Source organism: Streptomyces thermospinosisporus, from assembly GCF_039526425.1.
Lineage (GTDB): Bacteria > Actinomycetota > Actinomycetes > Streptomycetales > Streptomycetaceae > Streptomyces > Streptomyces thermocarboxydovorans.
Genome location: NZ_BAAAIZ010000038.1, coordinates 58052 through 72348, shown reverse-complemented (window position 1 = coordinate 72348; position 14297 = coordinate 58052). Strand labels below are relative to the sequence as shown.

The window sequence follows — 14297 nt, the reverse complement described above, 5'->3', positions numbered from 1 at the left end:
ACCCTAGCCAGGGGTCTCCCGGCACCCCAGCCGGGGGTCACGGCGACTTGGTCACCTGGTCCCCGGTCCCCTCCTCGACCTCGGCCATCGCCGGGTCCAGCAGGCGGGACAGGAAGTGGCGGGTGCGCTCGTGCCGGGGGCGGCCGATCACCTCGTCCGGGGTGCCGTCCTCGACGATCACTCCGCCGTCCATGAAGACGACCCGGTCGGCGACCTCGCGGGCGAAGCTCATCTCGTGGGTGACGACCATCATCGTCATGCCCTCCTCGGCGAGCATCCGCATGACGGCGAGGACGTCGCCGACCAGTTCCGGGTCGAGGGCCGAGGTCGGCTCGTCGAACAGCATCACCTCGGGGCCCATCGCCAGCGCGCGGGCGATGGCGACGCGCTGCTGCTGTCCGCCGGAGAGGGAGGAGGGGTAGGCGTCGGCCTTCTCGGACAGGCCCACCCGGGCCAGGTTCTCCGCGGCCACCCGCGCCGCCTCCGCCTTGCCGCGCCGCAGCACCCGGCGCTGCGGCAGGGTGAGGTTCTCGGTGACGGTGAGGTGGGGGAAGAGGTTGAACTGCTGGAAGACCATGCCGATCCGGCGGCGCACGGCGTCGATGTCGACGTCCGGGTCTGTGAGTTCGACCCCGCCGACGAAGACCTGCCCCTTGGTGGGCTCCTCGAGCAGGTTCACGCAGCGCAGCAGGGTCGACTTGCCGGAGCCGGAGGGTCCGATGACGCAGACGACGTCGCCCTGGCCGATCTCCAGGTCGATGCCGCGCAGCACCTGGTTGTCGCCGAACGACTTGTGCAGGCCGCTGACGCGGATCTCGGGGCGGCTCATCGCACGGCCTCCTGTGCCTTGGCCTCCATGCGGCGCACGACGAAGCCGAGCGGGATGGTGATCAGCAGGTAGCACAGCCCGGCGACCAGGATCGGCGTGGAGTTGGCGGTCTGGCTGGCCAGGTCGCGGCCGAACTTGGACAGTTCGCGCTCCTCCAGGGTGACGCCGAGGAACAGCACCAGCGAGGAGTCCTTGAACAGCAGGACGAGTTCGTTGGTGAGCGGCGGCAGGATGATCCGGAAGGCCTGCGGGATGATGATGGAGACCATGGCGCGGGCGGGCGAGAAGCCCAGCGAACGGGCCGCCTCCATCTGCCCCTTGGGCACGGCCTGGATGCCGGCGCGGATGGTCTCGGCCATGTAGGCGGCGGCGACCAGGCCGAGCGCCAGGGCCACCTTGCCGTAGGTGCCGCCGATGATCTCCGTGCCGGGGAAGGCGAGCGGTACGGCCACCCCGATGAAGATGAAGATCAGCAGGGCGGGCAGGCCGCGGAAGATCTCGATGTAGATGCCGGCCAGCCAGCGGTAGGGCCCGACCGACGACAGCCGCATCAGCGCGATGACCATGCCCAGCGCCAGTCCGACGCCGAAGCCGGTCACCGTGTAGAGCACGGTGTTCTTCAGCGCCAGCGTGATGACGTCCGGGAACATCCGGTCGGCGATCCCGGGCTGCGCGAACTGGTTCTGCAGCCGTCCCCAGTCGGCGGAGACCGCGAAGAGGATCACCAGCGCGACGAAGGCGGCGTACTGGATGCCGCGGGACAGGCTGCGCCTCTGCCGGCGGGTCAGGCCCTTGCGGCGGGGCGCGACGTCGGACTTCGTTTCGCTCATGAGGCCGACGGGGAGGCCGCGGACTCGTCGTAGGGGCCGATCCACTGCTCGTAGAGCTTCTTGTACGTGCCGTCGGCCTTGGCGTCGGCGATGGCCTTGTTGATGGCCTCGCGCAGCGCGGTGTTGCCCTTCTTGACGGTGAAGCCGTACTGCTCGCCGGTGTCGATCTGCTCGGCGACCTCGAAGGCGTCGGCGTTGGCCTTGTCCTTCAGCCAGCCCTGGACCACCGGGTAGTCGATGACGACGGCCTTGGCCTGGCCGGTGCGCAGGCCGTTGAGGACGGCGTCGGAGGACTCGAAGGAGACGGGGTCGAAGCCCTGGCTCTTGGCGTAGTCCTCGCCGGTGGTCTGCGCCTGGGCGCCCAGGGTGATCTTCTTCGACTTGACGTCGGCGAGGGACTTCACGCCGCTGCCCTTGGGGACGAGGACGGCCTGGGTGGCGTTGAAGTACGGGTCGGAGAAGTCGACGTTCTTCTTGCGTTCCTCGGTGATGGTCATGCCGGCGGCGGCCAGGTCGCACTCGCCGGAGTTGAGGAAGGCGCCGGTCTTGAAGTTCTCGAAGGGCGTGTCGACGATGTGCTGCTTCACCCCGAGGTCGTCGGCGACCAGGTCGATCAGCGCCACGTCGAACCCCTGCACCTTGCCGTCGATCTCCGACTGGAACGGCGGGTAGGGCAGGTGGGTGCAGGTGGTCAGCTGGCCCGCCTTGACGAGCTCGACGCCGCCGGCGGCGGTCTTGCTGCCGCTCCCTCCGTCGTCGGTGGAGGTGCAGGCGGTCAGGAGCACCAGCCCGGCGGTGGCGGTCAGAGCGGCCGGGACGAGCGTCCGGCGCCGGGAGAGCTTCTTCACGGGGGGCCTCCTGGTTGGGAACGAAGGGTTCCGATTATAAGGAGATGTTTGAGGAGCCCAAAACAAACGTAGGCACGACCGGCCGTCCGACCTAAGAACCGGGAGTGCGGGCGGTCGCCGGCGGGTGGATACCCTCGGTGGCGTCGACCGACCCGCGAGCGAGAGAGAACCCCGTGACCCACCCCCTCCTCGACCTGGCCCCGCTGAGCGCCGCGCACTTCGCCTCGATCGAGGACCGGGTGGCGCGGCTGCTGCGCACCGAGCAGGACGTCGTGATCATGCAGGGCGAGGCGCTGCTGCCGCTGGAAGGCGCGATCCGGGCGTGCGCGGCTCCCGGCACGACCGCGCTGAACGTCATCACCGGCCCCTACGGGCAGACCTTCGGCGACTGGCTGCGGGACTGCGGGGCCACGGTGATCGATCTCACCGTGCCCTTCCACACGGCGGTGACGGCGGCGCAGATCCGGGAGGCCTTCGCCGAACACCCGGAGATCGACTTCGTGTCCCTGGTGCACGCCGAGGCGGCCACCGGGAACACCAACCCGGTCGCGGAGATCGGCGAGGTGGTGCGGGCGCACGGGGCGCTGTTCTACCTGGACGCGGTCGCCTCGATCGGCGCCGAGCCGGTGCTGCCGGACGCCTGGGGCGTCGACCTGTGCGTGATCGGGGCGCAGAAGGCGATGGGCGGCCCGGCCGGGGTGTCGGCGGTGTCGGTGAGCGAGCGGGCCTGGGCCCGGATGGCCGCGAACCCGAGGGCGCCGCGCCGGTCGTATCTGTCGCTCCTTGACTGGAAGGAGCGGTGGATCGACGGCGGCCGCAAGGCGCTGCTGTTCGCTCCGGCGCAGCTGGAGATGCTGGCGCTGGAGGCCTGCCTGAACCGGATCGAGGCGGACGGCCTGGACGCGGTGATGGCCCGGCACGCCTCCGCCGCGGCGGCCACCCGCGCCGGGGCCCTCGCCCTGGGCGGCGGCCTGCAGCCGTATGTCCACGACGCCCGCGAGGCGGCCCCGGTCGCCACGACCCTGCGGGCCCCGGAGGGCACCGTGGCCGCGGACCTGGTGGCCCGCGCGCTCGCCGCAGACCCGGCGCTCCCACTCAGCGCGGGCGGCGGCACCCTGGCCCGCGAGATGATCCGCGTCAACCACTACGGCCCGGACGCAACCCGCGGCGCCGTACGGGCAAGCCTGACCGCCCTGGGCACGGCCCTCGCCGAACAGGACCTCGAAGTGGACGTACCGGGCGCACTGCGCGCCGCGGAGGAAGCCTGGCGCTGACGCGGGACCGGGGCCCACAGGACCGTAGGGGCCTCGGCTCGCGCGACAGGAGCGCCGAGGCCGGCGGCCCACAGGGCCGCAGGGTGACTCGCTCGCTCCCCGGCAGGGTCGCTCGTCACCCCTTGCCCGCCAGGGGGCCGGCCGTGGCGTGATCGGGCCGGTCGGCGTCGGGCGGCGTGCCATGCTGCACCCATGGCTGACGGTGCTCCCGATTCCCTGCAGACCCCGCCGGCGCTGCCCGACGGGCGGCCGATTCCGCCGCTGACCGGTGACGAGCGGCTGGTGCTGGAGGGGTGGCTGGACTTCCACCGGGGCACGCTGCTGCTGAAGTGCTCGGGGCTCGACGACGCGCAGGTGCGGCGCGCGTCCGCCGAGCCCTCCGTGCTGACCCTGCTGGGTCTGGTGCAGCATCTCGCCGAGGTGGAGCGGAACTGGTTCCAGCGCGTGGTCGCCGGGCTCGACGTGGCGCCGGTGTTCGAGGATCCGACGGGTTACGCGCTCGATCCCGCACGGGGGCTCGACGAGGCGGTCGGCATCTGGCGCCGCGAGGTCGAACGCGGGCGTGAGCTGTGCGCCGGGCGGGCGCTGGAGGACACCGGCCGGATGGTGGACGGGCCGGTCGCCGGTGCGGAGGTGAGCCTGCGGTGGGTGTACATCCATCTCATCGAGGAGTACGCGCGGCACAACGGGCACGCCGATCTTCTGCGGGAGCGCATCGACGGAGTGACCGGGGCATGAAATTCCACGGGACAGCCGCATTGTCCCGCACCTGCGTCCGTGCATATTCTCCGGCGATATTCTTGGCTTATCTCTCTATTACCGCAGAGAGCAGCTTCCCATTCGCTTCTGCCCGCTTCTCGCGGACCTAAACGCCCCAATTTCAATAACGATAAGCTGCGCATTCCGGACATCCCTCGGGGCTGTTATCCAGTTGTGACCGGTTCCACAACCCGCCCTATCCGTCCCGTATTTCCGCAGGAAAACGGGGCATTCCGCCGGGCCCTCACGCGGGCACGCACGCACGCGCGATAACACAGACCAAGCTCTTCCGTAACCCCGACAGGCGATGCAATTTTGAATTTACCTGGGTAAGTTCAAATTCCATGACTGCCGCACAAGCAGACCTGCAAATCGACCGCCCGACCGTGGCGGACGGAGCCGTGCTGTGGCGGATAGCCAGGGACTCGAAGGTCCTCGACCTGAACTCGTCGTACAGCTATCTGCTGTGGTGCCGGGACTTCGCCGCCACATCGGCCGTGGTCCGTGACGAGGGCGGTGAGCTGATCGGCTTCGTCACCGGCTACGTCCGGCCCGACAGCCCGGGCACCCTGCTGGTCTGGCAGGTGGCGGTGGACGAGAAGCACCGCGGCCACGGCCTGGCCGCCGCTCTGCTGGACGGGCTGGTCGCCCGGACCGCCGCGGAGCACGGGGTGACCACGGTGGAGACCACCATCACGCCCGGCAACACCGCCTCCGAGCGCCTGTTCACCGCGTTCGCCGAGCGTCACGGCGCCCGGCTGGAGCGCGAGGTGCTCTTCGAGACCGCCCACTTCCCGGACGGGCCGCACGACCCCGAGGTGCTGTACCGCATCGGACCCCTCACGGCCTGACCGACGGCCGTCGCGCGGCCGTCCGGCGACCAGCCACCGGCCGGCAACCGCGTGAACGACCACCGTGACCGACCAGCGCGAACGCAGAGCGCGCGCCGACCGACGCCGACCCGCCGCCCCGACGCCGACCGACGACAAGCGACCGACCGCCGGCCGACGCCCACGGACCACCGGCGCCGGCCGGCCACCGAGCGCACACCGCACGACTCCCCGACCGCCCGACTTCCCCTGACCTCCCACGCCACCGAGGAGCGATTCGTCGTGACCATCACCCAGCCCGACCTCAGCGTCTTCGAGACCCTCGAGTCCGAGGTGCGCAGCTACTGCCGCGGCTGGCCCACCGTCTTCGACCGTGCGCACGGCAGCCGCATGTACGACGAGGACGGCCACGAGTACCTCGACTTCTTCGCCGGAGCAGGCTCACTCAACTACGGGCACAACAACCCGGTCCTGAAACGGGCGCTGATCGACTACCTGGAGCGTGACGGTGTCACGCACGGGCTGGACATGTCGACCACCGCCAAGCGCGCCTTCCTGGAGTCCTTCCAGAACTGGATCCTGCGCCCGCGCGACCTGCCGTACAAGGTCATGTTCCCGGGCCCGACGGGCACCAACGCGGTGGAGTCCGCGCTGAAGCTGGCCCGGAAGGTGAAGGGGCGCGAGGCGATCGTGTCGTTCACCAACGCCTTCCACGGCATGTCGCTGGGCTCGCTCGCGGTGACCGGCAACGCCTTCAAGCGGGCCGGCGCCGGCGTCCCGCTGGTGCACGGCACGCCGATGCCGTTCGACAACTACTTCGACGGCCAGGTCCCGGACTTCCTGTGGTTCGAGCGCATCCTCGAGGACCAGGGCTCCGGCCTGAACAAGCCGGCTGCCGTGATCGTCGAGACGGTGCAGGGCGAGGGCGGCATCAACGTGGCCCGGCCCGAGTGGCTGCGGGCGCTCGCCGACCTGTGCGAGCGGCAGGACATGCTGCTGATCGTCGACGACATCCAGATGGGCTGCGGCCGCACCGGCGCCTTCTTCTCCTTCGAGGAGGCGGGCATCACGCCGGACATCGTCACCGTGTCCAAGTCGATCAGCGGCTACGGCCTGCCCATGGCGCTGACCCTGTTCAAGCCCGAGCTGGACGTCTGGGAGCCGGGCGAGCACAACGGCACCTTCCGCGGGAACAACCCGGCCTTCGTCACGGCGACCGCCACCCTGGAGGCCTACTGGGCCGACGGGGCGGCGATGGAGAAGCAGACCCGCAAGCGGGGTGAGCAGGTCGAGCAGGCGCTCGCCGCCATCGCCGAGGAGAACGCCGACGAGGTCAAGGAGTACCGGGGCCGCGGCCTGGTGTGGGGCATGGAGTTCCACGACAGGTCCCGCGCCGAGCGGGTCGCCCGGCGCGCCTTCGAACTCGGCCTGCTGATCGAGACGTCCGGCCCGGAGAGCGAGGTCGTCAAGCTCCTGCCGGCCCTGACCATCACCCCGGACGAACTGGACGAGGGCCTGACCACGCTGGCCCGGTCCGTCCGCGAGACCGCCTGACGGCCGGTCGCCCGAACGCCGTCACCGACGGCCACCACCACCACCATCTAGGAGGCATCGCAGCACCGTGATTGTCCGTTCCTTCAAGGAGATCGAAGGCACCGACCGGCATGTGAAGTCCGCGTCCGGCACCTGGGAGAGCAAGCGCATCGTCCTCGCCAAGGAGAAGGTCGGCTTCTCCCTGCACGAGACGATCCTGTACGCGGGTACGGAGACGTCGATGTGGTACGCGAACCACATCGAGGCCGTCGTCTGCGTCGAGGGCGAGGCGGAGCTGACCGACAAGGAGACCGGACGGACGTACACGATCACGCCCGGGACCATGTACCTCCTGGACGGGCATGAGCGGCACACGCTGCGCGTCAAGGAGGACTTCCGCTGCATCTGTGTGTTCAACCCGCCTGTCACCGGGCGGGAGGACCACGACGAGAACGGCGTCTACCCGCTGCTCACCGAGGAGGTGTGAGGTTTCATGACCACCGCGACCACCACCGGCACCCGGGTCCCCGACCTGTACCCGACGCGCGGCACCACCGAGGTGCTCACCCCGCGCCAGGACCCGGTCGTCTGGGGCGCGCCCGACGCCCCCGGCCCGATCACGCCGGCCGGCCTGGGAGCCTTCGAGCGTGACGGCTTCCTCGCCATCGACCAGCTGATCGACGAGGACGAGGTCGCCGTCTACCGGAACGAGCTGAACCGGCTCGTCTCCGACCCGGAGATCCGGGCCGACGAGCGCTCCATCGTCGAGCCGAAGTCCAAGGAGATCCGCTCGGTCTTCGAGGTCCACAAGATCAGTGAGGTGTTCGCGCGCCTGGTGCGCGACGAGCGTGTCGTCGGCCGCGCCCGGCAGATCCTCGGCTCGGACGTCTACGTCCACCAGTCGCGGATCAACGTCAAGCCGGGCTTCGGGGCCAGCGGCTTCTACTGGCACTCGGACTTCGAGACCTGGCACGCCGAGGACGGTCTGCCCCGGATGCGCACGGTCTCGGTGTCGATCGCGCTGACCGAGAACTACGAGACCAACGGCGGACTCATGATCATGCCGGGGTCGCACAAGACGTTCCTCGGCTGCGCGGGTGCCACGCCGAAGGACAACTACAAGAAGTCGCTGCAGATGCAGGACGCGGGCACGCCCTCGGACGAGGCGCTGACCGCGATGGCCTCCGAGCACGGCATCAAGCTGTTCACCGGCAAGGCCGGCTCGGCGACCTGGTTCGACTGCAACTGCATGCACGGCTCCGGGGACAACATCACCCCGTTCCCGCGCAGCAATGTCTTCATCGTGTTCAACAGCGTCGAGAACGCGGCGGTGGAGCCGTTCGCCGCGCCCGTCCGGCGCCCCGAGTTCATCGGAGCGCGGGACTTCACGCCGGTGAAGTGACGCCACATCAACGCCGGTGACATGACGGCGCGTTCATCGCTGCCGTAGGTGTCGCGGCGTATCCGGACCGCGGGCCGGGCCTCCTCGTGTGGGACAGGGAGGCACCGGCCCGCTGCCGTTCCGTCGGCCGTGCCGCCGCCGCCCGGCCGCTCCGCGCGGCTCAGCCGGACAGCGCGTCCAGCAGCCGGTCCACGTCCGCGGCCGTGTTGTACAGGTGGAAGGACGCTCGCAGGTTGCCGGCCCGGTCGGAGACCGCGATGCCCTTCTTCGCCAGCTCCGGCTGGAGACGGCCGAGTCCCGGCACGGACACGATGGGCGAGCCCGGCGAGGGCACGGGCTCATGTCCCAGCTCGGCGAGTCCGGCGCGGAAGCGGTCGGCGAGGGCCAGGTCGTGGGCGCGGACGGTGTCGACGCCGATCTCCTCGACCAGGGTGAGCGAGGCGCGCAGTCCCGCGTAGCTGAACAGGGCGGGGCTGGAGTCGAACCGCCGTGCGGAGCGGGCGAGTTCGGCGACCGGGCCGTAGCAGCTGTCCCACGGCCGTTCGCCGGCCACCCAGCCCGCCTGCACCGGCACCAGGTCGCCGAAGTCCTCCGGCACCACCAGGAAGGCGGCCCCGTGCGGGCCGAGCAGCCACTTGAAGGTGATGGTGACGGAGTAGTCGAAGGCCTCACCGTCCACCGGCAGCCACCCGGCGGCCTGCGAGAAGTCGACGTAGGTGCGCGCCCCGTGCTGCCGTGCCGCCTCGCGCAGGGCGTCGAGGCCGGCGATCCTGCCGTCCGCGGACTGCGCGGCGCTGACCGCGACCAGCGCGGTGCCCGGCCGCACGGCCTCCGCGATCCGCTCCAGCGGCACGGCCCGCACCTTGAGATCGCCGCGGGCGTGGAACGGGTTGAGGACGGAGGTGAAGTCGTCCTCGGCGGTGAGCACTTCGGCGCCGGGCGGCAGCGAGGCCGCGACCAGCGAGGTGAACAGCGCGACCGAGGCCCCGGCCGCCACCCGCTCGACGGGAACACCGGCCAGCCGCGCGTACGCGGCCCGGCACGCCTCCACATCGGCGAACAGCGGATCGAGCGCACCGCCCTCGGCCCGCAGCCGGGCGGCGCGTTCGAGGGCGGTCACGGTGCGGGCCGGGAGCAGCGCGTTGCTCGCGGTGTTCAGGAAGGTGTTCTTCGGGGTGAACTCGGCACGGACGAGGCTCTCGAAGGTCTCCATGGGACCACTCTGCGCCCCGCCGAACTCCTCGTCCATTGCCCCAATCTGCGCACTATCCCTAAGCACTGCTTATGGATAGGCCCTGACCTGCGCTTCTGACGCCTTCTCCGGCCCTACGGCTGCGGTACGGCGCACCCGTCCGGACCGCAGGCCCCGGCCCCGGACTCGCCGCCGTCGATCGGCCGCACCGGCGTCCGCTCGTCCCAGGCCCGGGCCAGCGCCCGGGTGAACACCTCGACGGGCTGGGCGCCGGAGACGCCGTAGGTGCGATCGATGACGAAGAACGGCACTCCGCGGGCGCCGAGCCGTGCCGCCTCCCGCTCGTCCTCGCGGACCGCGGCGGCGTAGGCGTCCGGGTCGGCGAGCACGGTGCGTGCGGCCTCGGGGTCCAGCCCGGCCTCACCGGCGAGTTCCACGAGCCGTTCGTCGTCGTCGAAGACGGAGCGCTCCTCGGCGAAGTTGGCCCGGTAGAGCCGGTCGAGCAGCTCGCTCTGGCGTCCCTGCTCGCGGGCGAAGTGCAGCAGCCGGTGCATGTCGAAGGTGCTGCCGTGGTCGCGTCCGCGGGTCCGGTAGGGCAGCCCCTCGGCGGCGGCCTGGGCCCCGAGGTTGTCCTCGCCGGCCTCGGCCTGCGCCTCGCTCATGCCGTACTTGCGGGTGAGCATGGTGATCACGGGCTCGATGTCGCCCTTGGCCCGCCCCGGGTCCAGCTCGAAGGACCGGTGCACCACCTCGACCTCGTCCCGGTGCGGGAAGGCCCGCAGCGCCTTCTCGAACCTGGCCTTCCCCACGTAGCACCAGGGGCAGGCGATGTCGGACCAGATCTCCACACGCATCGCGGCGGCACTCTCCCACTCGTTCTCGGCACACGGAGACCCACCCTCCGCGACTGCGTGAACGTTCAAGCAGTGGGCTTCATTCCCGGGCGCCCCGGGGGTGTCCGGGCAGAGTGAGGCGCAGGTGCAGGTGGTGATCGCCCTCGGCCGGCGGGTGCTCAGGGTCCGGCCTCCAGCCCAGCCGGGCGTAGAAGGCCTGGGCCCGCCGGTTGCCGGTGTGCACCTCCAGCACCGCCTCGCCGTGGCCGCTCGTCCGCCACTCCTCCACGCAGGCGGCGTGCAGGGCGGTGCCGATGCCGGTGCGCCAGTGGCCAGGGTCGACGTGGAACTGGAACAGCTTCACCGTGCGGGCACCGGCGCCGTCGGGCGGGCGGAAGGATGCGATGCCGGTCAGGCTTCCGCCCCGCACCGCGCACAGCACCTGCCCGTCCGGCCGCTCGATCGCCTCCCGCCAGCGGGCCGGCCAGTCCAGGCCGTCGTCCGGGAGGCCGTCCGGGTAGTACGTGGCGCGGGCACGCCGGTGCAGGGCCGCCACCCCGGGGGCGTCGGCGGGCAGGGCGGTTCTGATCACCAGGGAGTCGACGGTCCGTCGGGTTCCGATCATGACGTCCCAGACGTCGCCCGCCGGGCGGCGGTTCCGCGCCCGGTCAGCGTTTCGGTCGCCCGCCGGGGTGGCGGTTCCGCACCCGGCTACCGGCGTCCCAGACGTCGCCCTCGGGCAGCGGTTCCCGGGCCCGGCTACCGCTCCAGCCGCCCGTCGACCCTGCGGGGCAGGCCCAGGGGGTTGTCGTCCCGCAGTTCCGGGGGCAGCAGCGCCTCGGGCGTGTTCTGGTACACCACCGGGCGCAGCCAGCGTTCGATGGCCGTGCCGCCCACCGAGGTGGAGGTGGAGGTGGTGGCCGGGTAGAGGCCTCCGTGGTGCTGGGCCGGGGCGACGGCGACGCCAGTGGGCCAGCCGTTGACCACGATCCGGCCGGCCAGCGGGGTCAGCTCGGCGAGGAGTTCCGCTCCGCGCCCCTGTCCCCGGGCCTCCTCGGCGGACAGCTGGACCGTCGCCGTCAGGTTGCCGGGCAGGCGGGAGAGCACCGCCCGCACCTCGGTCTCGTCGGTGTAGCGGGCCACCACGGTGACCGGTCCGAAGCACTCCTCGAGCAGCAGGTCGTGCTCGCCCTCGCGGGTCAGCTTCTCGGCCGGCACCGTCAGGAAGCCGGCGCTGACCGTGTGCTCGCTGCCGGCGCCCGGCGTCAGCGGGGACTCCACGCCGTCCAGCCGGGCGCGTTCGGCGACACCGGCGACGAAGTTGTCCCGCATCCGGTGGTCGAGCATCACCCCGGACTCCACGTTGCTGACCGCGTCGGTCAGCGACTTGACCAGCCGGTCGCCGCCCGCGCCCGCCGGCACCAGCACCAGTCCGGGCTTCACACAGAACTGGCCGACGCCCAGCGTCATCGATCCGGCCAGACCGGCGCCGATCTCCTCCGCCCGCTCGGCGACCGCGGCCTCGGTGACGACGACCGGGTTGAGGGAGCCCAGTTCGCCGTGGAACGGGATCGGCACCGGGCGGGCCGCCGCCGCGTCGAACAGGGCGCGCCCGCCGCGCACCGAGCCGGTGAAGCCCGCCGCGGCGACCAGCGGATGCCTGATCAGCTCGAGGCCGGCGTCGAAGCCGTGCACCAGGCCCAGCACCCCGTCCGGCAGGCCGTGCCGGGCGGCGGCCCGGCGCAGCACCTTGGCGGCCAGTTCGGACAGCGCCGGGTGGTCGGGGTGGGCCTTGACGACGACCGGGCAGCCGGCCGCGAGGGCGCTCGCGGTGTCACCGCCGGTGACGGAGAAGGCGAAGGGGAAATTGGAGGCCGAGTAGACGGCCACCACGCCGAGCGGCACTTTGCAGCGGCGCAGGTCGGGCACGGGCGGGGTGGCGGTGTCGTCCGGGTGGTCGATGATCACGTCGAGGAAGGCGCCCTCCTCGACGATGCCCGCGAAGGCCCGCAACTGGTAGCAGGTGCGGGCGAGTTCGCCGTTCAGCCGGACCGGACCCAGCGCGGTCTCGGCGTCCGCGGTCTCGATCAGCCCGTCCCTGGCCGCCTCCAGCTCGTCGGCGCAGGAGCGCAGGAAGGCGGCGCGCACCCCGCGGTCGGCCAGGGCGTGCCGGGCCTCGTGGGCGGCGCGGACGGCGGCGTCCACCTCCTGGGCTGTGGCCTCGACCGCGACCTGTTCGCGCTGCTTCCCGGTTCGGGGGTCGACACTCCAGACTGGTGCTGCTGCCACCGCGGTCCCTCCAGACCTGGGGACGTTCGATATGCTGAACGCTGTCTCCATGCGTGAACTCGCCTGGAGACTATATCCATAGTTCCTCGGCGGACGAAGGGGCAGGGGCGATGCCGGCAGGCCAGGCGAGCGGCGGGGGTCAGGTCAAGTCGGCCGTGCGGACCGTCGAGCTGCTGGAGTACTTCGCCGGACGCCCGGGCATGCACTCCCTCGCCTCGGTCCAGGAGGCCACCGGCTACCCCAAGTCCAGCCTCTACATGCTGCTGCGCACCCTGGTCGACCTCGGCTGGGTGGAGACCGACGCGACCGGCACGCGCTACGGCATCGGCGTGCGGGCGCTGCTGGTGGGCACCTCCTACATCGACGGCGACGAGGTGGTCGCGGCCGCCCGCCCCACGCTGGACCGGCTCTCCGACGACACCACCGAGACCATCCACCTGGCCCGACTGGACGGCACCAACGTCGTCCATCTGGCCATCCGTCAGTCCCAGCACCGTCTGCGGCCGTTCACCCGCGTCGGCCGCAGGCTGCCCGCCCACTCGACCTCGCTGGGCAAGTCCATCCTCGCCACCCACAGCGACGAGCAGGTGCGCCGGATGCTCCCCGAGACGCTGCCCGCGCTGACCGAGAACACCATCACCGACCGGGAGAAACTCATCGAGGAGCTGCAGCAGGTGCGGGAGACGGGGTACGCGGTGGACCGCGAGGAGAACACCCTCGGGCTGCGCTGCTTCGGCGTGGCGATCCCGTACCGCACCCCCGCGCGGGACGCGATCAGCTGCTCGGTGCCCGTCGCCCGGCTCACCCCCGCACACGAGCAGACCGTGAAAGAAGCCCTGTTCGACGCACGCGACCGGCTCACCCTGGCCACTCGGAGGCTGTGACCCATGAACATCGCCCTGCGCGAGGTGCACGACAGCGATCTGCCGGTCTTCTACCGGCTGCTGAACGATCCCGAGGCCCTGCGCATGGCGGCCTTCACCCCGAAGGACCCGGCCGACCGGGACTCCTTCGACGCCCACTGGGCGAAGATCCTCGCCTCGCCCGACACGATCAACCGCACCGTGCTGCTCGACGGGGACGTGGTCGGCCACGTCTCGGTGTACGGGGAGGCGGGCGAGCGCGAGGTGACGTACTGGATCGACCGCGCCCACTGGGGCAAGGGCATCGCCACGGCAGCGCTGCGGGCGCTGCTGGCCGAAGTGCCCGAACGCCCGCTGCTCGCCCGGGTCGCCGCCGACAACGCGGGGTCGCGGCGCGTGCTGGAGAAGTGCGGCTTCGAGGTGTCCGGCAGCGTCATGTCGTACGCGCCGGCGCGGGGGACGGAGATCGAGGAACTCGTGCTCGCGCTGGAGGCCTGAGCGCGCGTCTCTCCGCCGTGCGGCGGATGCGGATCGTCGCACGGCAGGACGCGCGCGGGGCGGCGGCACGGCAGCGTGGAGGCATGGCAGTCGGTCGCCCTGGCTTGCCCTCACCGACGACGCCGACCGGCCCACCACGGCCATGCATCTCACCTGCGCCGGCCAGATGATCACCGGCCTGCTGGTGACGGCTCTGGCCGTGCGCCTTCTCGCGCTGCGCGCGAGCAGCGAGCGGCCGGCCCGGTGAACGCGGCACTCCGGGCGCTGTTCGGGCGGCGGGCGCGGCTGCGCTGGATCCATCTGGTCCTGGGCGGGGC

The 14297-nt window shown here is 71.4% G+C and carries 15 protein-coding genes; 8 read left to right on the top strand and 7 right to left on the bottom strand.

Features of this window, described 5'->3' with window-relative positions; all coding sequences use genetic code 11:
- Positions 1-37: 37 nt before the first annotated feature.
- The 3 genes from ABD207_RS14330 to ABD207_RS14320 are packed head-to-tail and all read right to left on the bottom strand — an operon-like array spanning position 38 to position 2507.
- Positions 38-829 carry an amino acid ABC transporter ATP-binding protein gene (locus ABD207_RS14330; protein ID WP_344013044.1) on the bottom strand — a complete coding sequence of 264 codons (792 nt, stop codon included), beginning with the start codon at positions 827-829 and terminating at the stop codon, positions 38-40.
- Complete coding sequence (locus ABD207_RS14325) at positions 826-1659, bottom strand: amino acid ABC transporter permease (RefSeq protein ID WP_344013042.1); 834 nt, start codon at positions 1657-1659, stop codon at positions 826-828. The genes ABD207_RS14330 and ABD207_RS14325 overlap by 4 nt, the downstream gene beginning before the upstream one ends.
- Entirely contained in the window at positions 1656-2507 is an 852-nt protein-coding gene (locus ABD207_RS14320) for a transporter substrate-binding domain-containing protein (RefSeq protein ID WP_344013041.1), read from the bottom strand. The genes ABD207_RS14325 and ABD207_RS14320 overlap by 4 nt, the downstream gene beginning before the upstream one ends.
- A gap of 173 nt (positions 2508-2680) precedes the next feature.
- On the opposite strand from ABD207_RS14320, the gene ABD207_RS14315 reads away from it, so the two are divergent.
- From ABD207_RS14315 to thpD, 6 genes are all read left to right on the top strand, one after another.
- Complete coding sequence (locus ABD207_RS14315; RefSeq protein WP_344013039.1) at positions 2681-3781, top strand: pyridoxal-phosphate-dependent aminotransferase family protein; 1101 nt, start codon at positions 2681-2683, stop codon at positions 3779-3781.
- Between the two features lie 192 nt (positions 3782-3973).
- A complete protein-coding gene (locus ABD207_RS14310; protein ID WP_344013037.1) occupies positions 3974-4519 on the top strand; it encodes a DinB family protein in 546 nt (181 codons plus the stop codon).
- 365 nt (positions 4520-4884) lie between these two features.
- Positions 4885-5391 (top strand): diaminobutyrate acetyltransferase, encoded by a 507-nt coding sequence (ectA, locus tag ABD207_RS14305; protein WP_344013035.1) that lies wholly within the window; start codon positions 4885-4887, stop codon positions 5389-5391.
- A 261-nt stretch (positions 5392-5652) separates the two neighbouring features.
- Positions 5653-6924: a diaminobutyrate--2-oxoglutarate transaminase gene (gene ectB, locus ABD207_RS14300; protein ID WP_344013033.1), complete on the top strand. Its 1272-nt coding sequence runs from the start codon at positions 5653-5655 to the stop codon at positions 6922-6924.
- Between the two features lie 67 nt (positions 6925-6991).
- Entirely contained in the window at positions 6992-7390 is a 399-nt protein-coding gene (locus ABD207_RS14295; RefSeq protein ID WP_343998593.1) for an ectoine synthase, read from the top strand.
- Between the two features lie 6 nt (positions 7391-7396).
- Positions 7397-8305 carry an ectoine hydroxylase gene (thpD, locus tag ABD207_RS14290; protein WP_344013031.1) on the top strand — a complete coding sequence of 303 codons (909 nt, stop codon included), beginning with the start codon at positions 7397-7399 and terminating at the stop codon, positions 8303-8305.
- A gap of 160 nt (positions 8306-8465) precedes the next feature.
- Here the strand turns inward: thpD and ABD207_RS14285 are convergent, their stop codons facing one another.
- From ABD207_RS14285 to ABD207_RS14270, 4 genes are all read right to left on the bottom strand, one after another.
- On the bottom strand, positions 8466-9518 hold the full coding sequence (locus ABD207_RS14285) for an aminotransferase class V-fold PLP-dependent enzyme (protein ID WP_344013094.1): 1053 nt from the start codon (positions 9516-9518) through the stop codon (positions 8466-8468).
- A 113-nt stretch (positions 9519-9631) separates the two neighbouring features.
- Positions 9632-10351, bottom strand: coding sequence for a DsbA family oxidoreductase (locus ABD207_RS14280; protein ID WP_344013028.1), 720 nt, complete (start codon positions 10349-10351; stop codon positions 9632-9634).
- Between the two features lie 79 nt (positions 10352-10430).
- Positions 10431-10955, bottom strand: a complete 525-nt coding sequence (locus ABD207_RS14275; protein WP_344013026.1) for a GNAT family N-acetyltransferase — start codon at positions 10953-10955, stop codon at positions 10431-10433.
- A gap of 134 nt (positions 10956-11089) precedes the next feature.
- Positions 11090-12619 (bottom strand): aldehyde dehydrogenase (NADP(+)), encoded by a 1530-nt coding sequence (locus ABD207_RS14270; RefSeq protein WP_344013025.1) that lies wholly within the window; start codon positions 12617-12619, stop codon positions 11090-11092.
- A 110-nt stretch (positions 12620-12729) separates the two neighbouring features.
- On the opposite strand from ABD207_RS14270, the gene ABD207_RS14265 reads away from it, so the two are divergent.
- Together ABD207_RS14265 and ABD207_RS14260 are read left to right on the top strand one after the other, a co-directional pair.
- Positions 12730-13503 carry an IclR family transcriptional regulator gene (locus ABD207_RS14265; protein ID WP_344013024.1) on the top strand — a complete coding sequence of 258 codons (774 nt, stop codon included), beginning with the start codon at positions 12730-12732 and terminating at the stop codon, positions 13501-13503.
- Between the two features lie 3 nt (positions 13504-13506).
- Positions 13507-13980, top strand: coding sequence for a GNAT family N-acetyltransferase (locus tag ABD207_RS14260; protein WP_344013022.1), 474 nt, complete (start codon positions 13507-13509; stop codon positions 13978-13980).
- Positions 13981-14297: the final 317 nt, after the last annotated feature.